This window comes from Myroides odoratimimus, assembly GCF_038039805.1.
GTDB classification, from domain to species: domain Bacteria; phylum Bacteroidota; class Bacteroidia; order Flavobacteriales; family Flavobacteriaceae; genus Flavobacterium; species Flavobacterium odoratimimum_B.
Genome location: NZ_JBBPHK010000002.1, coordinates 11,545 through 34,994, shown reverse-complemented (window position 1 = coordinate 34,994; position 23,450 = coordinate 11,545). Strand labels below are relative to the sequence as shown.

The 23,450-nt window shown below is 31.9% G+C and carries 19 protein-coding genes; 13 read left to right on the top strand and 6 right to left on the bottom strand.

Annotation, left to right across the window (positions count from 1 at the left end):
• Positions 1-9: 9 nt before the first annotated feature.
• The 3 genes from gap to AABL85_RS02025 all read right to left on the bottom strand — a co-directional run bounded on the left by gap (position 10) and on the right by AABL85_RS02025 (position 6,658).
• Entirely contained in the window at positions 10-1,011 is a 1,002-nt protein-coding gene (gene gap, locus AABL85_RS02035) for a type I glyceraldehyde-3-phosphate dehydrogenase (protein ID WP_041890678.1), read from the bottom strand.
• A 26-nt stretch (positions 1,012-1,037) separates the two neighbouring features.
• Positions 1,038-2,024, bottom strand: coding sequence for a 6-phosphofructokinase (gene pfkA / locus AABL85_RS02030; protein WP_006259209.1), 987 nt, complete (start codon positions 2,022-2,024; stop codon positions 1,038-1,040).
• Positions 2,025-2,095: 71 nt separating this feature from the next.
• Positions 2,096-6,658 carry a translocation/assembly module TamB domain-containing protein gene (locus AABL85_RS02025; protein ID WP_425355288.1) on the bottom strand — a complete coding sequence of 1,521 codons (4,563 nt, stop codon included), beginning with the start codon at positions 6,656-6,658 and terminating at the stop codon, positions 2,096-2,098.
• A gap of 76 nt (positions 6,659-6,734) precedes the next feature.
• On the opposite strand from AABL85_RS02025, the gene tsaD reads away from it, so the two are divergent.
• The 7 genes from tsaD to AABL85_RS01990 all read left to right on the top strand — a co-directional run bounded on the left by tsaD (position 6,735) and on the right by AABL85_RS01990 (position 12,668).
• Positions 6,735-7,757, top strand: coding sequence for a tRNA (adenosine(37)-N6)-threonylcarbamoyltransferase complex transferase subunit TsaD (gene tsaD / locus AABL85_RS02020; RefSeq protein WP_341308968.1), 1,023 nt, complete (start codon positions 6,735-6,737; stop codon positions 7,755-7,757).
• 9 nt (positions 7,758-7,766) lie between these two features.
• Entirely contained in the window at positions 7,767-8,471 is a 705-nt protein-coding gene (locus AABL85_RS02015; protein ID WP_341308967.1) for a 16S rRNA (uracil(1498)-N(3))-methyltransferase, read from the top strand.
• A gap of 11 nt (positions 8,472-8,482) precedes the next feature.
• Positions 8,483-9,574, top strand: coding sequence for an AI-2E family transporter (locus tag AABL85_RS02010; RefSeq protein ID WP_341308966.1), 1,092 nt, complete (start codon positions 8,483-8,485; stop codon positions 9,572-9,574).
• The gene (locus AABL85_RS02005) at positions 9,575-10,753 is read left to right on the top strand and encodes a class I SAM-dependent methyltransferase (protein ID WP_341308965.1); all 1,179 of its coding nucleotides are present in this window, start codon (positions 9,575-9,577) and stop codon (positions 10,751-10,753) included.
• A gap of 172 nt (positions 10,754-10,925) precedes the next feature.
• Positions 10,926-11,504 carry a hypothetical protein gene (locus tag AABL85_RS02000; protein WP_341308964.1) on the top strand — a complete coding sequence of 193 codons (579 nt, stop codon included), beginning with the start codon at positions 10,926-10,928 and terminating at the stop codon, positions 11,502-11,504.
• A 288-nt stretch (positions 11,505-11,792) separates the two neighbouring features.
• Positions 11,793-12,233, top strand: coding sequence for a hypothetical protein (locus AABL85_RS01995; RefSeq protein WP_341308963.1), 441 nt, complete (start codon positions 11,793-11,795; stop codon positions 12,231-12,233).
• A gap of 219 nt (positions 12,234-12,452) precedes the next feature.
• Positions 12,453-12,668, top strand: a complete 216-nt coding sequence (locus AABL85_RS01990; protein WP_341308962.1) for a hypothetical protein — start codon at positions 12,453-12,455, stop codon at positions 12,666-12,668.
• Positions 12,669-12,755: 87 nt separating this feature from the next.
• Here AABL85_RS01990 and AABL85_RS01985 read toward each other — a convergent pair whose 3' ends face one another.
• On the bottom strand, positions 12,756-13,214 hold the full coding sequence (locus AABL85_RS01985; protein ID WP_341308961.1) for a copper resistance protein NlpE: 459 nt from the start codon (positions 13,212-13,214) through the stop codon (positions 12,756-12,758).
• Positions 13,215-14,023: 809 nt separating this feature from the next.
• Between AABL85_RS01985 and AABL85_RS01980 the strand changes: the two genes are divergently transcribed.
• The 3 genes from AABL85_RS01980 to AABL85_RS01970 all read left to right on the top strand — a co-directional run bounded on the left by AABL85_RS01980 (position 14,024) and on the right by AABL85_RS01970 (position 16,356).
• Positions 14,024-15,091 (top strand): sensor histidine kinase, encoded by a 1,068-nt coding sequence (locus AABL85_RS01980; protein WP_341308960.1) that lies wholly within the window; start codon positions 14,024-14,026, stop codon positions 15,089-15,091.
• A complete protein-coding gene (locus tag AABL85_RS01975) occupies positions 15,082-15,825 on the top strand; it encodes a LytTR family DNA-binding domain-containing protein (protein WP_341308959.1) in 744 nt (247 codons plus the stop codon). The genes AABL85_RS01980 and AABL85_RS01975 overlap by 10 nt, the downstream gene beginning before the upstream one ends.
• Positions 15,826-16,179: 354 nt before the next feature.
• Positions 16,180-16,356: a hypothetical protein gene (locus AABL85_RS01970; protein ID WP_341308958.1), complete on the top strand. Its 177-nt coding sequence runs from the start codon at positions 16,180-16,182 to the stop codon at positions 16,354-16,356.
• Between the two features lie 36 nt (positions 16,357-16,392).
• Here AABL85_RS01970 and AABL85_RS01965 read toward each other — a convergent pair whose 3' ends face one another.
• Entirely contained in the window at positions 16,393-17,301 is a 909-nt protein-coding gene (locus AABL85_RS01965; RefSeq protein ID WP_341308957.1) for a DUF6268 family outer membrane beta-barrel protein, read from the bottom strand.
• A 1,062-nt stretch (positions 17,302-18,363) separates the two neighbouring features.
• Between AABL85_RS01965 and AABL85_RS01960 the strand changes: the two genes are divergently transcribed.
• Together AABL85_RS01960 and AABL85_RS01955 are read left to right on the top strand one after the other, a co-directional pair.
• Positions 18,364-19,473: an enoyl-CoA hydratase/isomerase family protein gene (locus tag AABL85_RS01960; protein WP_341308956.1), complete on the top strand. Its 1,110-nt coding sequence runs from the start codon at positions 18,364-18,366 to the stop codon at positions 19,471-19,473.
• A gap of 2 nt (positions 19,474-19,475) precedes the next feature.
• Positions 19,476-20,123, top strand: coding sequence for a DUF6891 domain-containing protein (locus AABL85_RS01955; protein WP_341308955.1), 648 nt, complete (start codon positions 19,476-19,478; stop codon positions 20,121-20,123).
• Between the two features lie 653 nt (positions 20,124-20,776).
• Here the strand turns inward: AABL85_RS01955 and AABL85_RS01950 are convergent.
• Complete coding sequence (locus tag AABL85_RS01950; RefSeq protein ID WP_341308954.1) at positions 20,777-21,610, bottom strand: universal stress protein; 834 nt, start codon at positions 21,608-21,610, stop codon at positions 20,777-20,779.
• 318 nt (positions 21,611-21,928) lie between these two features.
• Here AABL85_RS01950 and mnmE point away from each other — a divergent pair, with 318 nt between their 5' ends.
• Positions 21,929-23,320 (top strand): tRNA uridine-5-carboxymethylaminomethyl(34) synthesis GTPase MnmE, encoded by a 1,392-nt coding sequence (gene mnmE / locus AABL85_RS01945; RefSeq protein ID WP_341308953.1) that lies wholly within the window; start codon positions 21,929-21,931, stop codon positions 23,318-23,320.
• Positions 23,321-23,450: the final 130 nt, after the last annotated feature.

Genomic DNA, 23,450 nt, shown 5'->3' with positions numbered 1-23,450 from the left:
ACTATTTAATTATTTTAAATTATTCATTAAGATAGCCATATCAACCATCTTAGCAGAATAACCATACTCATTATCATACCAAGCAACAATCTTAAAGAAAGTACTATTTAATCCAATACCTGCTTTAGCATCTACAATACAAGTATGTGTATCAGACACAAAATCTTGAGATACTACATCCTCTTCTGTATAAGCCATCACCCCTTTTAGTTCGTTCTCACTTGCTTTCTTCAATACAGCTAACACTTCTTCATAAGATGTTTCTTTTGCTACTTTAACAGTTAAATCTACAGCTGATACGTCAGCGGTAGGAACACGCATAGACATCCCTGTAAGCTTTCCTTTTAATTCTGGAATAACTTTTCCTACAGCTTTGGCAGCACCTGTAGAAGCAGGAATAATGTTATTCATAGCAGAACGTCCACCTCTAAAATCTTTCTTAGAAGGTCCGTCTACTGTAAACTGTGTAGCTGTCACAGCATGTACAGTAGTCATTAAAGCTTCTACAATACCAAAATTGTCATTAATCACTTTAGCTAATGGTGCTAAACAGTTAGTCGTACAAGAAGCATTAGAAACAATAGTATCTGTAGCTTTCATATCTTTCTCATTCACTCCCATAACATACATTGGAGCAGTTCCTGATGGAGCAGAGATTAATACTTTCTTAGCTCCTGCATCGATATGCTTTTGCGCGCTATCTAATTCTTTAAAGATACCTGTACAGTCAGCTACTACATCTACTTTTACTTCATCCCATTTTAATAAAGAAGGATCTTTCTCTGCAGTTACGCGGATTGTTTGTCCATTTACTACTAAATGACCATCTTTTACTTCTACAGTTCCATCAAAACGACCGTGAACAGAGTCAAACTTAATTAAATAAGCTAAGTGCTCTACTGCCATTAAATCATTAACTGCTACTATCTCAACATTAGGATTCTTTACCGCTTCTCTTAACATTAAACGTCCAATACGTCCAAAACCGTTAATACCAATTCTTGTTTTCATAATTCTATTTCGTTTTATTATTTCTTTTAAATTGTGATGATATCAGATACTCTAAGTAGTTCCTGATCTATTGGAGAATGTCCTTTTACTGCTTGTTCTAATGGTGTAAGCGCTACTTGATCATTGATTAAACCAACCATATAGTTGCGTTCTCCTGCTAATAACGTTTCAACCGCTTTCACACTCAATCTACTTGCTAATACACGGTCGAAGCAAGATGGTGCTCCTCCTCTTTGCATATGTCCTAATACAGACACACGCACTTCGTATTCTGGTAAATTAGTTTCTACGTATTCTCCTATTTCAAATACGTTTTTACCTAATTTTTCACCTTCTGCTACGATAACTATACTAGATGATTTTCCTGATTTCTTACTTTTCTTTAGAGATTCTAGTAGACGCTCCATTCCCATATTCTCTTCTGGAATAAGAATCTCTTCTGCTCCAGCTCCAATACCTGCATTTAGTGCGATATGACCTGCATCTCTCCCCATCACTTCTACAAAGAATAAACGTTTATGTGAGCTAGCAGTATCTCTAATTTTATCTACAGCATCTACTACTGTATTTAAGGCAGTGTCAAATCCAATAGTATGACTTGTACCATGTATATCATTATCAATAGTACCAGGAATTCCCATTACTGGAATGTCATACTCCTTGCTCAATATCATAGCTCCAGTAAAACTTCCGTCTCCACCAATAACAATCAATGCATCAATACCTGCATTCTTTAAGTTCTCATAAGCTGTTTTACGCCCTTCCTCAGAACGGAAAGCTACGCTTCGAGCTGTTTTAAGGATAGTACCTCCTTTATTAATAATGTAATTTACATCACGAGGACCCAATACTTCAAAATCACCTTCAACTAATCCTTGAAATCCTCTAAATATTCCTACACACATTACATCGTGAAAAGAACAAGTACGAACAATTGCCCTAATTGCTGCGTTCATCCCTGGAGCATCTCCTCCAGAAGTTAAGACACCGATCTTTTTAATCGCCTTACTCATATTTTATCGTTTTGAGTAAATTTACGAATAATAGACCATTTTAACAAAAATAGAAGGCTCTTATTCCACCTCTATTTTGTTAAATTATAAGTGTCTGACGGAGCTGTAGATGACTTCCTTCTATTCTCATAAAACTTAATAAAATCCCTATTAAAATCAGAGTCTGGTAGCTCTTCTGATCGATTAGAGTCTTGCTTCTTAGTTTTACTTTGATCTTTCTCTCTTGTTTTAGCTCTATTTAATATTTTTGAGATCAATTCCTTAAAAGTATCAAAATCTACTTCATACGACAATCCTACACCTTGTGTATAACCTATTCCTTCACCGATATAGTTAATATCGTTTTCGCGATTAAATACTCTTGCACTTAAAGACCCTTCTTCATTCAAACGCAACATCACCTCCACATCTCCTACAATTACAGATTGTTCTACTCCTCCCACCGGTACTCCTAGCTTACCATTGACAGAAATACGATCATTAACTTTAGTAGAGAAGGTCACACCTACACGTCCTTCTGTTTGAGTGTAAGGATTTCGTTCTCCTTGCGCATAGTTCAGTCCTACTTTAAATTTGTCATCTTCATCAGAGAATATCTCATCAAAAATACTACTAGCTCGCTCAAATAAACTTCCTGCTAGGGTAGATGAAGAGTTGTCAGAAGAGAAGAAAGCTCCTGTAGCTAACAGAGCCATTGCTTGACGCTCACGCATGTCTCGTTCACTCAACCTATAATCTAACTCTGACTTCACCACAGAACTCACTGTTGGGAAATTAATTTCAAAGTCTACCTCAGGATTACTTAAACTACCATTTAATACAATAGCTACATCCGTAGGTACTTTTCTATTGATAATAGAGTTATCTATAATAACACTAGGATTCGCATCAGTATGATAAATTGCTTGCAAGTCTAACATTGCATTCATAGGATCTCCATCCCAGCGAATCGTACCATATTTTTTCACAACAAACTTCTTATCAATCAATCCGCCATATCGGAAGTTATACTCCCCTTCATACGCCTGGAAGTCACCCCACATATTAAATTTACCCAACGTATTAATTTCCATTGTGATAAACCCAGCTCCTCTACCTCGCATAGCATGTCCAGACTCACGATCAAGTATTATTTCGATTTCTGCATCAGGAGTTAATACAAACTCAAAGTCAAGCTCTATACCACTATTTCGATATCTATACATATCATACTCTTTTCCTTTAAGACGCAATGCCTTTTCTTGAGGTGACAAGAAGTGTATAAAGTTATTCTCCCCAGTACCTTGTGCTTCTTTCAACGGAATTTTAATAGCTGTTCCTTTATTAGATGTAGCGTTAATATTAATAGCTAACATTTCTACTGGTCCACTTAACTTAGCCATTCCATTAATAAAGGCTTTACCGTAATAGATACTTCCCTCTTCAAAATTAGTATCTAAAGCAAGTAAATTAGGAGATGACAACACTAAGTTCAATGCCCAATCATTAAATGCTTTATGAGAAATATCTCCATCTATAATTCCCTCAGTTTTATACTTACTATCTATAATACGCACTTTGCGCAATATGAACTGACGCTCTGTTAAATCTAATGCTGCATCTTCTTCAAAATTATAATCTACTCCAGTGAACTTAGACTTCATACCTGCCTTATTTAGGTGTAATCGTCCATTCACCTCAGGTTTCTTAGCTGTACCCTGAATATTAATTTTTCCTGACGTAGTTCCTCTTACATCAGAAACAATTGTTTTAAGTAAAGGTTCTATCGGTTTAACAGAGAAATCTTTAAATCCAGATTCTAGATTTAACTGCATCTGCTTATTAACAATGGATAAATCACCATTTAAATAAAACTTTTCTTTCTCATTATCCACAATACTAGACTGAACCTTAAAATTCTTTAAACGCTCATCTCCGTCAACATGGAACGCTAAATCTCCTAGTCTAACCTTATTGACAGCTAATTCGTCTATATTGATATTTACCTTAGGTTGGAACACATCTTTAACCTGAGAAAAATGTAAATCACCATCTATATTACCAGCGAACTCCAGATTAGAAATATCAGGAGCAAACTTAGCTAAGTCTACTTGTTTAAATTCTAAATCAAAGTGTTTATAAGTTGAGTCTCTTACTGCTCCTGTCAGATTAACCTCTTGTCCATTATGTGATAATGATAAATCATCAATAGTGAAGTCCTCTAACTTCTTATTAAAAATAACTTTATTCTTCTTATTGTCACTTTCGTTAATACTCCACAAGAAATCTTTTAAGAAGATGTCTGACTTTTTAAATCCTACCACAGATAGATTTTCTTCATTAATAGTGTGGTACAAGTTTAGATTAAACTTGTCCTTACCATGCGTTCCTCCTTTAAACTCAGAACGAACAAATAATGTATCATTATGTGTTAAATTTAAAAGATTAAAATCAGTAATACGATAAAACTTAGATTTCATACTATCTAGTGAAACATAAGTATTATATAAAGGATTAGAATTATTTACATCTAACAATACATTATAAAAATTAAAATCCTCAATACCAATACTTGGTGAAGAAAAGTTTAGTTTAAAAATATTGTCATCATTATCTATATTACCCTCAACATGTGTTGATGCACTTAATGTCAATTGTGGTAAAAACACTTCTATCAACCTATTGTGAACAGTAACATCAAAATCTAAGTATTGTTCTTCTTTAATCTTGTAAGGTGAATAATTAGTGTATAAACTACCTAATGCATTAGTAAATAGCGCTCTTAAATCCTTAAATAAGAATTTTCCCTTAATATACCCTTCTATTGCCTCCTGAGATATAAAAGAAATCAAACGTTCGTCTTCTGGATTAAAGGTTGAGTTTAATTTAAAATGATCAAATACATATTCATCTTTACTATTGATATAAGTAGTATTTTGCATTGTAAACTCTCCAGCCAAATCGTCAAGTGTGTTTCCTGAAGCCTTAAACTCAAACTGTCCTTTAAATTTAGAAAGCGTATCGTTTACTAAATGTAGTGCATATAAATCTGCGTATTCCACATCAGCGATAAAGTCATAATTCTTAACTTCAGAACTCAGGTCTATCATCCCGTTAAAGTCTAGTTTTAAATTAGGGTCTTGACTGTGTAATAAACCTCGATAATAAGGCATCTTTAACAATCCATCTACCGCAATATTAGTATACTTATATTTAGCGAAATCAAAAGAGAACACATCTCCCTTAATACTTGTATTCAGTGACTTTTGATTAAATCCTACTCCATCAACCTCTAAATCAACAGAAGTTAATCCAAAGTTTTTATTTTTAATAAATTCTCCTAAGTCAAACTTCTCTAGGACAATATCCCCTTTATAAGCAGCTAGATTAGGATTATCAAGATTTTCAATGTCTATAACTGCTTTTCCTTTTCCGATAGAAGTTAATAACTCTATATCCGTCTTTAACGTACGCTTAGTCATTTCGATATCTCCTTTAATATCTACTTGTCCAAGATTAGTTAATTCTGTAGGCAGTAGTTCATGTAATAACTCAGGCATTAACCCTACAATGTGATCACGAGTAATAAATAGTCGATCCACATTAGCCTTCATCCAAAAGGGTTTTAGTTTATCGAATACATTTCTAAAACTGAACAATCCTCTCACATTAGACATATTGTCATCAACAAGATTTACATTTTTCATTGTGAAATCATTCATCACACCATCAATATGTCCAGTAACATACACCATTTTATTCTCTGCGAATATACCTGTAAATGCATTCAAATCAGAAGAATTCAATACTGCTTTTCTAATCTCAAAATCCCACTTTACCTTATCTACAAAATATTTCATATCACCTAAGGCATAAGTGAACTTAAGATCTCCTTCTATAGCTGACTTTCTAGTTTGTAAATCTAATTTCTCCATAGAAATACTAGTCTTAGTATGGGTGAAATTACCAGAAAGATTAGTTACCCCCATACCCCAATTATCATCAAAACTAGATTTCAAAACATTAGCGTAAATATTAGGCCCTTTAATAAAGAAGTCTTCTACTTCTCCATTAATATTTTTAAAATCTATCGCTACTGGTGTTTCAGCTTCATCATCAGAAATAACTAAATGAGTATTTTTGATTGTAAGATGAGAGGATTTCAATCTAAACTTTCCCTCCCCTTCTTTTCCATCATCAAATGCATTAATCAGTTGATCCAAAGTTGTAAATTCCTCTCCTTTGTATTTGTGTATTCTTAGGTACAGACCATCAACTTTTGTTTTACCAAAATATAATCGCCCTTGGATAAGCTCATTAAAATCAGAAATACTTGTTGTAAATGCTTTGATTTCTATAAAATTAGTATCATGATTATCCTTCGCCGTAACTTCTTTTAAAGTAACACGACCAAACACACTTACAGCCAATCTTTCTATCTCTAGCTTAGTACCAAACTGAGTATTTATTTTATCCATAGCTTGCTGTGCTAGAAAGGTTTGCACCACAGGTAAAGCTAGAGCTCCCGCAATAATTACAACCAAGCTAAACACAGCCAATAATAGACGAAAAAGTATTTTATTAAATTTTTTGATAACTTTTAATGTTTTAAATTTGCCCCAATCTACTCTAGGTTTTTTATAAAAACCAAACAATAAGCAAATTTATATAATTTTCCATAGGGTTGAGTAGATTTTACCTTAATAAATTATACAATTATAGAATAATAAAATGTCTTTAAAACCTACCTATATTTTAGCCATAGAAAGCTCATGTGACGATACTTCTGCCGCAGTCATGGCAGATAATAAAGTATTATCAAACATAGTCGCAAGACAAGAAATACACGAAGAATATGGAGGTGTTGTACCAGAACTAGCTTCCCGTGCTCATCAACAAAATATCGTTCCTGTAGTGGATATAGCGCTTAAAAAAGCAGGTATAACAAAAGATGAATTAAGTGGTATTGCTTTTACCCAAGGCCCAGGACTGATGGGGTCATTACTAGTGGGTGGTTCTTTTGCAAAGAGCTTGTCACTAGCATTAGGTATTCCACTAGTCGCTGTAAATCACATGCATGCTCATATCTTATGTCACTTTATAGATGAAGATGGTTATGACAAACCTGAGTTTCCCTTTTTAGCTATGACGATCTCTGGAGGTCATACTCAGATTGTTAAAGTTAATAGTTTCTTTGATTTAGAAATATTAGGTGAAACTACTGATGATGCTGTAGGCGAAGCCTTTGACAAATCGGCTAAAGTTCTGGGATTTCCTTATCCAGGAGGTCCTTTAATTGATAAATATGCTAAAGAAGGAAATCCTAAAGCGTTTTCATTCACTAAACCTAAAGTAGACGGGCTGAACTTTAGTTTCAGTGGTTTAAAAACACAGTTTCTTTATTTTATTCAAAAAAACATAGCCATTAATCCTAATTTTATTAAAGAAAACAAGGCTGATATATGTGCTTCTATTCAATATACTATTATTCAGATCTTACTAGACAAACTTAAACTAGCTGTTAAAGAGACGGGTATTAAGCAAATTGTTATTGGTGGTGGTGTATCTGCTAATTCTGGTATCAGACAAGCACTTAAAGAAGGAGAGAAAAAGTATAAGTGGAAAGCATTTATTCCTAAATTTGAATATACGACAGATAATGCAGCTATGATTGGCATAGTTGGGTACTATAAATACAAAGAATCTATTTTTGCCGATTCTTCAGTAGTTTCTAAAGCACGTATTGAATTCTAAAACTAAAGTATGCAATTATTTTATTCGCCAGAAATTGAAAAAGGACAAACATCTTTCACTTTTGATAAAGATGAAAGTAAACATATCATCAAAGTACTAAGACGTAAGATGGGAGATCTTTTATATGTCACCAATGGAAAAGGTACTTTATTTACAACCAAAATCACTTTAGATTCAGACAAAAAATGTGTTACTGAAATTATCGCTTCTGAAGATCAAGCTCCTACTCCTTTCCGTTTACATCTAGCTGTAGCCCCAACAAAAATGAACGAACGCTATGAATGGTTTTTAGAGAAAGCTACTGAGATAGGAATACATGAGATAACCCCTATCATCTGTGACCATTCAGAGAGAAAAATAGTGAAAACAGAACGTTTTGAAAAAATTATTCAATCCGCAATGAAACAATCACTACAGTATCATTTACCTATTCTAAATGAACCAATAAGTTTAAAAGAGTTTTTAAATCAAGATCATCAAGGAGAAAAATATATTGCTCACTGTGAAGAAACAGAAAAAGTCTTACTTAAAAACAGTATAGAGATTCATAAAAATTATTTACTTTTAGTAGGTCCTGAAGGAGATTTCTCTACTAATGAAATCAACTTGGCATTAGCAAAAGGTTATCGCCCAGTATCGTTAGGACACACAAGATTAAGAACAGAAACAGCCGCTTTAGTAGCCGTGCATAGTTTCGTATTTACGAATGAATAAAAGTCATTATTATGGTGGATGCTAAAACGATTTCTAAGGGAATAATACGTGCAGTTATAATTCTGTTTTTCCTTGCTGTGCTAGGTCAAATGCTTTTGCAAATTAGTTCAATATTTATATATACTGGATTTGCTTTCGTGTTGGCTCTTATTGGTAAACCTATTGTAGAATTTTTAAGGAGAAAACTTCGTCTATCTAAAGTATTTGCTGTTACTTTAACAGTAATCCTTTTCTTAGCCTTCTTCTTGAGTTTCATTTTCATGTTTATCCCTCTATTCACAACACAAGCTCAAAACCTTTCGGTATTAAACACATCACACCTACAAGAAGATTTTAACGGTCTTATTCGTAAAATAGATTTTTACTTAGATACTAAAGGATTTAGTTTAGACAAAATTATTGAAGGAGCTAACTTCCGATCTCATCTTAAATTAGACTTTGTGCCTAACCTATTTAATACTATTTTAGGTTTACTAAGCGAATTTGGAATGGGAGTCTTTGCTATTCTATTTATCACCTTCTTTTTTTTAAAAGATCAAGTTTTACTAGAGTATCAATTTAAAAAATTGTTTCCTAGTAAACACGAGATTAAAGTTTTGAAATCAATAGATAAGATAAACAATCTTTTATCGCGCTACTTTTTAGGCTTAGTTGCACAAATGTCTATCATATTTGTACTTGCTTTTATTCTATTAGCTGTAGTAGGAGTTAAAGGAAGTTTAATGATTGCATTCTTAGTCGCTATATTAAATATCATTCCCTATATTGGCCCTCTTATCGGTAATGTACTATCTGTTCTATTTACAATGTTAAGTTTTATAGGTGATAACTTTAGTGAAGTTACCTTACCTAAGGCAATTAAAGTAATGTTAGGCTTCTTATTTATACAACTAATAGATAATGTTATCAATCAACCTTTAATTTTCTCTAATAGTGTTAAATCACATCCATTAGAAATATTTATTGTTATTCTCGCAAGTGGAATGTTTGGAGGGATATTTGGAATGATAGCAGCTGTACCTATTTACACTTGTATCAAAGTAATTGGTAAAGAATTCTTACCAAACAATAAATTTGTACAATTACTCACAAAGAAATTATAATTGAAAACAGAACTATTCTTATCACAAGAAGTACAGCATTATATACAAGCTCACTTAGATAGCGATCTAACTAAAATAGCTTTTAAAAAAAGTCCCTTTGAAGATATCTCTATGAGTGACTTATTAACTCAGATAGAATCAAAAAAGAAAACTAAAGATAAGCTACCCACGTGGTATGGGACAGAGAATATTCTATTCCCCAAAAAACTCTCTATAGAACAAACCTCATCTGAACCTTGTGCTTCTTATAAGGCTTCACTAATAGCTGGTGACTCTTTAATAGATTTAACAGGCGGTTTGGGTATAGACTGTTATTATTTTAGTAAAACCATTAAGCAAGTATTACACTGTGAGATGCAAGAAGACCTTAGCGAAATAGTTCGTCTTAATAATCAAGCATTAGGAGTTGATAATATTATATGCCATACTGGTGATAGTTTAGACTATTTGGCTCAACATAATCAACCTTGGGATTATATCTATGTAGATCCACATAGAAGAAATGACGCGAAAGAAAAAGTCTTTTTCTTAAGTGATTGCGCGCCTAACATACCTGAGCATTTAGATTTATTATTTTCTAGAAGTAATACAATATTAATAAAGACTTCACCTCTCTTAGACTTACACGCAGGTCTAAACGAATTAAAGTTTGTAAAAAACATTCACATAGTAGCTCTACATAATGAAGTAAAAGAGCTTCTATGGGTATTAGAAAAAGGCTATACTGGGGCTGTTGGTCTTAATGCTGTTAATCTTACAAAAGAAGATACACAACTATTTACTTCTACATTAGACGACATAAGCACTTCTTTATTTAGCGAACCAAAGCAGTATTTGTATGAACCTAATGCTGCTATATTAAAGACAGGTAAGTTTGACGCAGTAAGTAAACAATATAATCTACACAAACTTCATCAACATAGTCATCTCTATACTAGTGATTCACTAATTGACTTTCCTGGAAGAAGATTTACAATAGAACAAACCATTCCGTATAATAAACAAGAAGCAAAAAAACACTTGTTAAATACAAAAGCAAATGTCACCACTAGAAACTTCCCATTAAAGGTGGAAGAAATAAAAAAGAAATGGAAAATAAAAGATGGAGGAGATACATACATCTTTTTCTCAACAAATATCAAAAACGAACGAATCTTTATTATTTGTTCACGCGCATAGCTTATAAAGGTCATATAGTATTTAATATGGCCTTTTTTTATACCACAAGAACACCCAAATCATAGAAATAATAGAGATCTTTAAAACAACACATACTTTAACCACACTATTTATAACAATATTATTGCTTCATTAAAAAAATAATGATAATTTGTCAGCAAACTAATAACAAATGAAAAAACTAGCACTCTTACTAATCTTTACTCTGGGCATTACTACTTCGATACATGCACAAGAGAGAAATTGTTCTATCGACTATGAAGAAGTTAATGATACAATTAACTACAGAAAAACAAACAATGTACTTGTCTATGAATTTGACAGAGTATCCACTACTAGTTCATTATTCTTTTCTCTAGTAAATAACAACGGATATCCCTTCTTAAATTTACAATATCTCCAAAAAAGTCCTGATTTCATTCCAATTACTTGTGTTGCAAAAAAAAGTATGGTTTCAATAAAGTTAGTTAATGGAACAACCATAACAGCACATTACCTAGGAGACGATGTTTGTGGAACGTATACTTATGATCATGAAAAGAAAAATAATATTAGAATATTAGATGCTGATTTCTTTATAAAAAAAGAACACTTAGCCTTATTAAAAGCATCACCTATATCAATGATTCAAATACGATTCCCAGGTACTTCAGAACTTTTTATTATTAGAAATGAGTTAAAATCAACCATTGTAGATCTTCAGACAAAACCAACACAATTCTTCATTGACAATATTCCATGCATAGAATAAGTTCTTTTTGCGAATTCATATAAAAATAAAAACACAAAACATGATGTTTTAAAGGGTTTTTAGTAAAACTAAAAACCTTTTTTTATACCTTTATACGTCAGCTTTTGACAATATAATATATTAAGCGATAAGTAATTATAATTTAACAGTCTCTTCATTTAACTTCACTATAGTATTTTTACTAAAAATTATCAGAAAATAATTTGTTTTTATCAATACTTTATCATATTTTTAATTAAAATTACGAGTTTAGACCACCACACTTTACTCTACTAAATTTAACAAACTATGAAGAAATTTGTCGCTTTTTCCGTTGCCTTATTATCAATATTGACGATTACGATACTTCAAGGCTGTTCATCTTCTGATGATAATAACACATTAAATGAACCACAAACTCTAGCTGTTAATCATAATAATATAGAGAGAAAGTGGTTGACTACATATTATACTTTTGCACCAGATATTAATAAAGCTATCAAAACAGCATACCAAGTATCTTCTGTTGAAATTAGTTTAAAAAATGGTCAATATACCTTATTTGATAGATATAGCGAAAAGAGTGACAAAGGCACATATACACTAGATGGAGGTCTATTAACTCTGAAGTCATCTATTGTAGATGAAGTTATCAATTTCAAAATAAACAAACTAACTCATACTGAAATTGACCTAGTAGTAGTTGATCATAAACACTTAACTTCAGTTGAATTAATCGTAATTAAATAAGATACTTTTAAGTTATATATAGAGACTTACATTTAGAATGTAAGTCTTTTTTTTGGCCTAATTTTTGTCTTTTTAAATAAATAACGTACAGAATATTCATTAAGAACAACTGTATCAAAATACACAATACGAACTATTTTAGTATTTTTAATATGACAAAACTAAAATACTCACATATTTTTAATATATTAGATTATGTAATAAAAAAAGAAAAGTACTATGAGACAGAAATTAAAAATCACTAGTAGCTTTATCATTATTGCTTCCTTACTTATATTAGGCCACCAAATCTATATGTATAATATCCATATAGAAACCTTACAACAAATAGAAGCTTTTAAAATACAAGAGTATAATAAAGAAATATTCATTAGTATTCTTACTTTCCTTATTGGAATAACAATGTATATTAGGTCTAGAAGAATAAAAGAATAGTAATAATAGTATAAGAAAACTAGCAACTTGGAGATAATAAAAAAACCTTTCTTTCGAAAGGTTTTTTTTAATTTTATGATATGTTGACTATTTCTTAGCTAATACATATTTATCAGCTAAAGGTCCAGTAACTTCTTTACCTTCTTGGTCTAACATTAAAAGGCTTCCTTCTTGCACTTTATATTGTGTAGATTCACCCTCAGCAACTAAAGTAACAATAGTTCCTTCAGCATTCCAAGTAAAAGTACCTTTCTCTTCGAACTTTTCTTCTCCTTTGTCTACGTAGATTGCAGTCTTAGTGTAAGTTTTATCCTGATTTAAAACCACAGTAGTTTTAATATCACTATTAGCACCTGGTAAAGTACCTTCATAAGTACCAGCCCAATCTAATGAGTTTTCTGAAGTATGTTCATCCTTAACAGCAGTTTCTGTTGTTGTAGCAGTTTGTTCTGTTTCTGTTGTTTCTGTTGCTTTTGTATCTTTACAACCAACAAATGCAATACCTGTAACTAATACAGCTAAAGCTAACATTTTTTTTCCTTTCATAACTTTGTTTTTTATTATTTGAGATAATAAAATTACAACAAATAATATAACGAACAATAGTTAACTATTTTTTTATATAAAAAATAAAGATATGATGGGTTATTAATATACAATACAAATATTTGCCTCTCATTCTTTATTATTTTTAACGTTCTAAAGAGGTTAGACTATAAATGTCAATAAACCAAATCTCTTTATTCACCCTACTATATATTTCATTTGACCATGATATATTTAACTTCCATCCCACTCACAAGTACTTCACACCTCTATTAGAGGTTTTTCTTCACTCAATATTATTATATTTTTCATTTTCTTGTATCACAAGAAGATGCCATTAGATGTCACTTTTCTTATTTTTAATATCTTTTTAAAAGTTATTTAACAGTTAAACAATCACTTTATTATTCAAAAACAAGCCATTAGCCCTAACTACTTAAAGATTATTTTATCATCCTATCTTAAAAAGACTTATATTTGGATTGATTATAATAGTTATTTGTTGTTGCCCACATTATAAAACAGTAATTCAAATAAATTATTTATAATAACAAACGGTAAATAATTTTAATAACAATAAAGAGTATTTTAATTTTCTTACTAGCGCTTTTTAATCCGAGTACACTAATACTCGGATTTTTTTATTTGCAATAGATTGGAATAATAATTGTCTTAAAAGAAGGAATGTAATTATTCATTCATCAACTTATATATACCCTTAGTCAAATAAATAAGTATAATCACATAATAAAAACTGTATTTCGCATAGTATTAATAATAGCTCCTTTTAAATTGATTATGATTTAACTATGATAAATAAATTTCTTTCTAGTCCTAAGCGATTGTTCTTTGTAGTTTTCTGGACTACCCTTACTTTTTCAGTTTATCCACAGATACTATCGCCTCAGGACCACAATATTTGGTTAGTACCTACTTTGATCGTCATGACATTCACAATAAGTATCTCCCATTTTGTAAGTGATTATTTACTACCTAAAGCGCTCAAAAAAGGCTCAATAAAGAGTTTTTTACTAATCGCTTTATTCTTTATTATTGTATTATCGATATTATTAGCTACTTGCTTTACACTATTTCCGTACTTTTTGAGTAGTAGTAATTTATTTGTACAAGATGCGCTTCTCAACCCAAGAGAACTATTCTTTAATCAATTACATAAAACCATTCCCTCTGCTATGGCCATTATTACCACTACCTGCGGAATACGTTTTTATGAAGAACACCATCGTATAGAGAAGATAAATACTAAACTGAAGCAAGAGCACTTAGAAGCACAGATCAAACTCTTGCAAGATCAAATCAACCCTCATCTGATGTTCAATGTATTAAATCATATCTACACCTTAATGCAAAATGATGTAGAACTTGCCTCTACAGTATTACTTAAGTTCTCAGATATATTAAGGTATCAGCTATATGAATGTAATCACAAGATGGTTCTACTATACAGAGAAATTCAATACCTAAAAGATCTAGTTGCCATAGAACAAATAAGATGGGGTGATGAGCTAGATGTGAACTGCAAATGGAATATTACCAACCAAAAGCTAGTAATCGCCCCCCTACTACTAGTCCCATTGATAGAGAATGCATTTAAGCATGTTTCTAGATTACCCCATACTAAAGGATATATAATAATCAACTGTACTGAATCAAATAATACATTACATTTATATATAGAAAACTCCAATAGTATAAAATATAAACTACCTAAGAAAGAAGGAGGTATTGGAGAGAATAATATAAAAGAACGCTTACTCATGCAATATCCTGATATGCATACCCTACAAATAGAACATACAGATGATAAACATGTTGTAGAATTAACCATTCAGCTAAAAGAAGAAATATGTCAATAGATAAAAAGAACTTTCCATTAAAATGCTTAGTAGTAGATGATGAACCATTAGCCAGAAAAGCAATCATTGACTATATCGCTAAGATAGATTTCTTAAAAGTCGAAGGCTCATGTTCTTCTGCTATTGAGGCACTAGATGTAATACAAAACAACTCTTATGACTTACTCTTTTTAGACATTAATATGCCTTATTTAACAGGTGTTGAATTTCTAGAATCTATAAAACAGCCTCCTCTGGTTATTTTCACAACAGCCTATTCAGAGCATGCCCTAGATGGTTTTAGACTACAAGTAGTCGATTATCTACTGAAACCTATTTCGTTTAAAAGATTCTATCAGGCAGCTTTAAAAGCAAAAGAGTTATTCGATTTAAGAAACACTGATCAGAATGAAGTTACTACTAATATAGATTCTACAGTATATGTTAAACATGAAGATAGTTTTGTAAAAATAGATTGGAATGACATTATGTATATTGAAGCTATGCAGAATTACCTAAAGCTCCATCTAAACAATCGCTGTTTAATCATTCATCAGACCATGATTGCCATAGAAGAATTATTACCTAAAGAACACTTCTTTAGAATTCACAAATCCTTCTTAATCAATATCAATCATATCGAATCCATATCTGGTGGTCGAGTATTTATTAAAGAAACAGAACTACCTATCTCTAGAATGAGAAAAGAAGCCTTACTTAATGAAGTGGTATATAAAAACCTACTAAGTAAATAAATGAATAACTAATTATTAAATTAATTAAAAAAAGGTATCAAGTGCTCTTGGATACTAGTTCTCTTCTTAACACACTATACTAAGAAATGAACCAAACTTAACAAGTATCCATTAAAGGCACTTTAGAGAAATACCAAATTATAGTTTTTCTATATTATTGATAAAATAAACAAGTTATCACAAAAAACACTTCGGCTTTATTAGAGATTACACTGACAATATCATCCATTTACAAATTAAAGATATAAAGTATTCTTCTACAAGATGAAGTTATAAGAGCGACTTTTAAGAATGTTTAAACATCAAGAAGTTAAAAAACTGAATTAATAGAAGAACTTAAAAAAAGAGAAAAAATTGGATCCTATTCAAATCTTAGCCTCTAAACCTTTAAGAAAAACTGACAGTAAAATATTCAACCAAGAAATAAAATATAAGACTAACCAGCAAGTTGAAATTGATTTAAAAAACATTTCACAAACCACTTTCTTTCCATATGCCTTTAATCAAAAAAACGCTTTAAAAGAAGGCTAACTATACCCTACTTTTAAAGCGTTTTTTCTTATCTGCCTATAAGCTCCACTTCAGAGACATCCCTCCATAGAATGTAGTAGAGAATTTAGGATCAGCTACTTTTTTCTCCTTAAAGATACTCTTGATTTTCCTTTCATTATAAGAGAATGACCTTACTAAGGTAGTACCTGCTGTAAACGATAAAGTCATATTATCAGAAAACTTAATCACAGGGCGTACCCCTGCCACGATCTGCTGAAATCCAAGAATTTTGGTTTCATTATCTTGTTTTACGATAGCAGTCATTCCTTGCAAATCTACAGCTGCACTTAATGAAAAGTAATCTGTAAACTTGTATCCCAGCTCTACACCTTTTGGAAATGCCACCTTCACAAAAAAGTCACCTCTAGTCTCCCAGTTTAGATAAATACCTGGCAATACCATAGGCATCCCAAAACTATTCGTTAGTACAGGGCCTCCTCCTAGTGAGAAGTTAGGTCTAAAATGCTTGATAAAGAACACTGCACCTTGCCCAAGGATAGCATCCTTATTTACATTCTCCATATCTGTATATACTCCCACAGACCCCATCAACAATAAAGACCACGAATCACTTATTGAACGAAAGTGTTTTACACCTATCGAAGCATTTAACAATTCTGTCGGGAATAACTGCTCTTCATAATCTTTATGATTCATCCTAGCATACCCTCCATAAGCTGTCACAGACCATATCTTTGGCTTATCCCTATGGTCCATTTTCATAGATAGAGGGATTTCTAAAGTCAGTTCTACCTTTTTAAAATCACTTTTTGAATCCGTCTTCAGACTATCTATTGGTCTAATATAATTAGACATAGGGACATAATCTACCTTAAACTCTCCTTGTACTTTATTTTGTGCATGAGTAGTATATATACCTATAAACATGAAACCTAAAGTCAACAAATGTGTTACTATTCTCATCTATTCTATTTTGGCACAAAAAAACAATAGCTCTATTAAATGGTAAAAACTATTTGACGAGTGACTCGTTATAAAGGATATAAATAAAGGATTTAATTACTTAAGTAATCAAAACAAGCACAATAGCATTCCTCTACCTCCTCTTTCTTACATACTTAATCTCTCCATTACACTAGACAAACAAGCTCCACTTATTATAAAAAAATTATTTATTCTTCTACAAAAACTGACTAAATAGATATAAATATTCATTTTAAGAACCTTATTAAGTTATATTTTACCCATATATACTCTAATTAGTAGTCATCTTAAGAGTCAAAGCACAAATTTTTATTATTTTTTTACACCCAAAAAAACACATTAACACCTAACAATCAACATATTAAAACTAAATCACTCAATATAGCACAACATAACCAACACCTTACCATCTCAGTATATATAAGCTATATACGACGTTTCTTGGACAATTATAGGAGAATACTAGGACAATAACTGGCTATAAGCATCTTTTGTCCAAGAATACTCCTTTTATTCTCTTTTCATTATACTTAGACTTTATAATAATGATGGTATAATGTGGTTATTTAAACAAAGAGATTTAATCAGATAGGTTATTTTATACTCTTTACATATACTAGAGTGTAAATCGTCAGCAAAAAGTGGACAAATAATCTACTGAAAATAAGATAGTATTTTCAATAAAACGATAACTCTCTAATTATAGGATGAATCAGTAAGGAACTAATGAGAAGAATAAATGAACCTAATAAGTTGCTCATTTCAAATACAATGAATATAAATCACTCTATTATTGAACTATTACTCCCAGATGACAAACAGCGAGAATGAGCAAATAAATAAACTCCCTACTTTACAAAGCTTCATAAATAGTTAAATTTTATGTACATTATACCTGTTTATAATCCATCGGTATATTATTATAATTTGCAGTCATATCCTACAGATACTCTACTTTATTCTGTGTAGTAGAACTATCTTTGTGATATGCATACCGTTTGATTATTATTCATAACTTTAAACAATCAAAACAGGTCAAATATGAGTATAGTACTAACAGACATAAAAGAGAACTTAGGAATTATCACCATTAATTCAGAAAAATCACTTAATGCGCTATCACTTGAAATCGTGAGTGAACTAAAAAGTATTCTAGAATCATGGAAAACTGATAACAATATAAAATGTATTTTTTTACAAGGTGCTGGTGAGAAAGCATTCTGTGCTGGCGGAGATATTCGCCAGGTAAGAAAAGCAATAGAAGACTATAAAACGATAGATCCTACTCAAGTACCTCCTATCTGTGAAGAATACTTTATAACAGAATACAGTGTAGATTACTTAATCCATACGTATCCTAAGCCGATAGTTGTCTGGGGAGATGGTATAGTAATGGGGGGAGGCTTAGGATTATTAGCAGGGGCCTCACACCGCATTGTCACAGAGCGCAGTCTACTAGCTATGCCTGAGATTAGCATCGGATTATATCCAGATGTTGGAGCATCTTATTTCCTAAATAAGATGCCTTCTGCTTATGGATTATATTTAGGGTTAACAGGTACTCGCTTTGATGGAGCTGATGCTTTATTTCTAGGTATTGCAGACTACTTTATACCTTCTACTTTGAAAGAGATCATACTAGACGAATTAGTACAGATCAGTAGCAGCGATCAGCTATCAGATAAGCTTAATACCCTCTTAGCACAGCGCACTACTCCTAGTAAAGACTTGCCTATATCACAGGTCATGTTACACAAGTCACTTATTGCAAAATTAGAGCAGATACGCTCTGTAGCAGAATTTATCGATATCATAGAACCTGTAGCCAAATCTGATCCTTGGGTATCGGCAGGATATTCATTTTTTACTAAAGGTTCTCCTACATCTGTTCAGGTTATCTTTAGACAGCTTACAGAGAGTAAACACTACAGCTTAGAAGAAGTCTTTAGATCAGAGCTTAATCTAACATGTCAGTTTACAGTACACCCAGATTTCTCTGAGGGAGTAAGAGCATTATTAATAGATAAAGACCAATCTCCTAAGTGGTCACCTAGTACATTAGAACAAGTGAGTAACGAATGGATAGAAAGCCACTTCACTCCTCTATGGTCTGAAGACAAGCACCCTTTTAAAAATATAAAACAAGCATAATCATGACAGAAGAACAAAAATTCATTGCTGAGTCTATTAGTTATCTCATTAAATCAGGTTTTTGGGACAGTGAAGATGTAGAAGAGTTTATTACTGAAGAAATCAACGAGAATGATTTACAAGGTAAAATCAATGAAAAATGGGTGAAAGAAACTATTCTAAAAGAAGAAAAAGCACTACTTAAAGCAAGTAAAAATTGGCATGTACCAACTACAACACAAAAATTAGCAAAAGCATTTGACCAACTGGTAGACCAGCATATCATTGCGCTTCATTATGCTGGATATACAATAGATGACGGATACTACGAAGTAGATCTAATAGAAGAACAATTACAGGCAAAAGGTAAGAAGTCTAAAGGAATTTGCTTTTATAACGAACAGGACCTACAACGTGCTTTTAGAGAAAAGGATCCTTATTTAACTCTTGCTTTTCAAGATATGCACTCTGAAAAAGAAGAAGACTCTATCGCAGTAGGTAAAAAAATTGTTCAAACCTTACAAGAAAATGGATTTAAGACAGAATGGGATGGTACTGCTACCCAAAAGATCACTATCTTAAACTTTGCGTGGCAACAAACCTATAAACCAGAAAATGCGCTATTATTAGATTACGATTCAGTAGCTGAGAAACTTCTTAAAACACTATAACTTCAAAAATGAGTAGTACGATATGTACTACTCATCTTTTTTACATCTTATCCGTAATAGCCATGTCTTCTTTCATTGACTATAGTGCTACACTGTGTATCTATAGGTAAATAATGAGAATATATTTATAAAAACATGTTATTTATCATGTTTTCAACTCATTAAACATTTTAAATTTGTTATAAGAAATAAAACAATAAACAAATAGAATAATTATTACACTAATAAAACAAGTATATTCGGAATAGTTTTAACTATGCCATGTCGTAAATAATTAATGACAAAATATGAATCAGTATTCTCACTAAGAGAAGAAAATATATTAATAAATTACGGTTAAAATTACCTTTGTGATAGAAACAAAGTACCCATAGAATTACAAAAAAACTGTTTATTTAGACTGACAGGTAACCTTATAACAATTACCTGTACTTAATCCGACAGATCACAGTATGACAGAACTGTATGATAGCGCACAATTATACGACGTCTCTCTCATTCACTTCTAAATAAGAGTTACAGTTCAATTTTTTCACTCTCTATAACTCCCTTATAGAGAGTTTTTTATTTTCCGTACCACTAACAATCTAGAATAGCAGAAATAAAAAAGGTGCCCTAAAAGGACACCTCATATACTTATAAAGTTAACATTCTTATTCTTCGTGGAAAGCTAACACAGGAACATAATTGTGGTAACTTAATTTCTTAGTCATACTACTTGTAAATAGTTTTTCGAAGAAACCTCTATTTCTTTTTACTGAAACTAAAAGGTCAATATTCTCTTCATCTAAGAAATCAAATACTGCTTTTTCGACATCACTATTTTCTACAATATAGAACTTCACATTGTCATTCTTAAAGTTCTCTTTCCAACTATTAACAATAGCAGGATCTGCTTTATCTTTTGCAGTTGCAACGTGAATACATTTTACAGTTGCATTAAAACCTTTAGCCATTTTAACAATAGTCTCTAAAGTAGTTTTATCTTGTGAACTGAACAAAGTTGTAAAAGCAATAGAATTAATTCCATCAAAAATAGCATCATGAGGAATACTCAATACTGGAACTCCTAAAGAACCAATTGCATTAGCAGTATTAGAACCTAAGATTTTCTTATCTAATCCTGAATTACCATTTGTTCCCATCACTACTAAATCAATATCTTCTTCTTTAACTCTTTTCTTCAAGATAGTGTTCAAGAAACCTTCTTCTAAAATGAAGTGCATTGGAACGTGGTCTAAGTTATGCTGTTTTGCTATATCTCTAATTTGAGGTACTTGATCTTTGAAATTTTCAAAATTGCTCAACTCAATAGATTTATATACATCCTGTACCATTACAGGGTTAGCTGTTGCAGAAATCACAGGCATCTCATAAGCATGTAGTACAAAAAGAGTTGCATTTTGGTTTTCTGCCATTCTTAACGCATATACTAGAGCATTGTTAGCTGTTTCTGAAAAATCTGTAGGGAATAGTATTTTTTTCATGGTATCCAATTGTTTTATTTGTATAAAGATATGAATAATCTTTATGTTTTTATAGTATTTTAAAGGCTAAAAGTTGTAAAATATGCGACAGAGAGCCTAAATAGCATGTAAAGACTTACTTTTATACGCAATAGGTATAAATAGACAAATTAGGGCACTATTCTACCTTTAATTAAGTTTATTGTGATAAACATTCCTATTTAGATTATACGTAACTAACCTCTCTCTTAGTAGCAATACAAAGAACTTCTCTTCACCATCGTAGACATCATTAGATTAAATGAATTAATATTATCTTTGCGAGATAATTCAGCATATATGATATTACAAGATACAATAGTAGCATTGGCAACCCCATCTGGTGCAGGTGCTATTGCCATCATAAGAGTTTCGGGTAAAGATGCTATCACATTAGTAAATGGTATCTTTAAATCGATTAAAAACAAAGACCTGACAAAACAAAAAACACATACGCTACACTTGGGGCATATCGTAGATGGAGATCGCGTTTTGGATCAGGTGTTAATCTCTATTTTTAAAGGTCCTAATTCCTATACAGGAGAGAATACAGTAGAGATATCTTGCCACGGTTCTACCTTCATCCAGCAACAAATAATCCAATTGTGTCTGCGCAAAGGTGCTAAGATGGCTCAAGCTGGGGAGTTTACCATGCGTGCCTTCTTAAACGGTAAGTTAGATTTATCACAAGCCGAGGCTGTCGCTGACTTAATCGCTTCTGATAACGAAGCAAGTCATCAAATCGCAATGCAGCAAATGCGCGGGGGATTCTCAAGTGAGATTACTAAACTACGCGAACAGTTGTTGAACTTTGCCTCGTTGATTGAATTAGAACTTGATTTCTCAGAGGAAGATGTGGAGTTTGCAGATCGTACGCAATTTAGAGAATTGATCGACCGCATAGAATTTGTGCTAAAACGCCTTATCGACTCTTTCGCAGTAGGTAATGTAATTAAGAATGGAATTCCTGTAGCTATCGTTGGAGAACCTAACGTAGGGAAATCAACTTTATTGAATGCTTTACTAAATGAAGAGCGCGCTATCGTCTCTGATATTGCAGGGACAACCCGTGATACAATTGAGGATGAATTAGTAATCGATGGTATTGGTTTTAGATTTATAGACACCGCTGGTATCCGCGAAACAAAAGATGTGGTAGAAAGCATTGGTATCCAAAAGACGTTTGAGAAGATCGAAGCAGCTCAAGTTGTTATATACCTAATCGATGGTGCTAAATTAAATAGTAGTTCTTTAGATGAAATAAAAGTTGAATTAGAAAAACTGAAAAACAAGTATCCACTAAAACCACTACTTGTGGTGTGTAATAAAAAGGATTTATTGTCAGAAGAACAAATCGCTTTATACCAAGCTAATATCGACAACCTTATGTTGATGTCTGCAAAAGAGAATTTAGGTGTAGAGGAGCTAAAAGAGGCTCTATTAGGCTTTGTTAATACTGGTGCTCTACGCAATAATGAAACGATCGTAACCAATACGCGTCATTACGATTCTCTTCTAAAAGCTTTGGAGGAAATCGAAAAGGTTAAATGGGGACTTCAGACAAATTTATCTGCAGACTTAATGGCTATTGATATTCGTCAGGCTTTATATTTCTTCGGTGAAATAACAGGACAGGTTACGAATGACGAATTGTTAGGTAATATTTTTGCGAACTTTTGTATTGGTAAATAACCTGTCTTTTTAATACTTTTATTTGATTTTAAATACTTTGAAAATCAAATAGTTAAGTGTTAAATGTTTTTACAAGATGTCCTTATTTCCTATATTTAGTACCGCATTTGTACCACACTTTAAAATTATG

Bases quoted from the DNA above. Each gene is read 5' to 3' on its own strand.
- AABL85_RS01980 (WP_341308960.1), top strand. From the start codon at position 14,024: ATGATAAATAAATTTCTTTCTAGTCCTAAGCGATTGTTCTTTGTAGTT.
- AABL85_RS01950 (WP_341308954.1), bottom strand. From the start codon at position 21,610: ATGAAAAAAATACTATTCCCTACAGATTTTTCAGAAACAGCTAACAAT.
- AABL85_RS01975 (WP_341308959.1), top strand. From the start codon at position 15,082: ATGTCAATAGATAAAAAGAACTTTCCATTAAAATGCTTAGTAGTAGAT.
- AABL85_RS01955 (WP_341308955.1), top strand. From the start codon at position 19,476: ATGACAGAAGAACAAAAATTCATTGCTGAGTCTATTAGTTATCTCATT.
- mnmE (WP_341308953.1), top strand. From the start codon at position 21,929: ATGATATTACAAGATACAATAGTAGCATTGGCAACCCCATCTGGTGCA.
- AABL85_RS01990 (WP_341308962.1), top strand. From the start codon at position 12,453: ATGAGACAGAAATTAAAAATCACTAGTAGCTTTATCATTATTGCTTCC.
- AABL85_RS02015 (WP_341308967.1), top strand. From the start codon at position 7,767: ATGCAATTATTTTATTCGCCAGAAATTGAAAAAGGACAAACATCTTTC.
- AABL85_RS01985 (WP_341308961.1), bottom strand. From the start codon at position 13,214: ATGAAAGGAAAAAAAATGTTAGCTTTAGCTGTATTAGTTACAGGTATT.
- AABL85_RS02000 (WP_341308964.1), top strand. From the start codon at position 10,926: ATGAAAAAACTAGCACTCTTACTAATCTTTACTCTGGGCATTACTACT.
- AABL85_RS01995 (WP_341308963.1), top strand. From the start codon at position 11,793: ATGAAGAAATTTGTCGCTTTTTCCGTTGCCTTATTATCAATATTGACG.
- AABL85_RS02010 (WP_341308966.1), top strand. From the start codon at position 8,483: ATGGTGGATGCTAAAACGATTTCTAAGGGAATAATACGTGCAGTTATA.
- pfkA (WP_006259209.1), bottom strand. From the start codon at position 2,024: ATGAGTAAGGCGATTAAAAAGATCGGTGTCTTAACTTCTGGAGGAGAT.
- AABL85_RS01960 (WP_341308956.1), top strand. From the start codon at position 18,364: ATGAGTATAGTACTAACAGACATAAAAGAGAACTTAGGAATTATCACC.
- gap (WP_041890678.1), bottom strand. From the start codon at position 1,011: ATGAAAACAAGAATTGGTATTAACGGTTTTGGACGTATTGGACGTTTA.
- tsaD (WP_341308968.1), top strand. From the start codon at position 6,735: ATGTCTTTAAAACCTACCTATATTTTAGCCATAGAAAGCTCATGTGAC.
- AABL85_RS01965 (WP_341308957.1), bottom strand. From the start codon at position 17,301: ATGAGAATAGTAACACATTTGTTGACTTTAGGTTTCATGTTTATAGGT.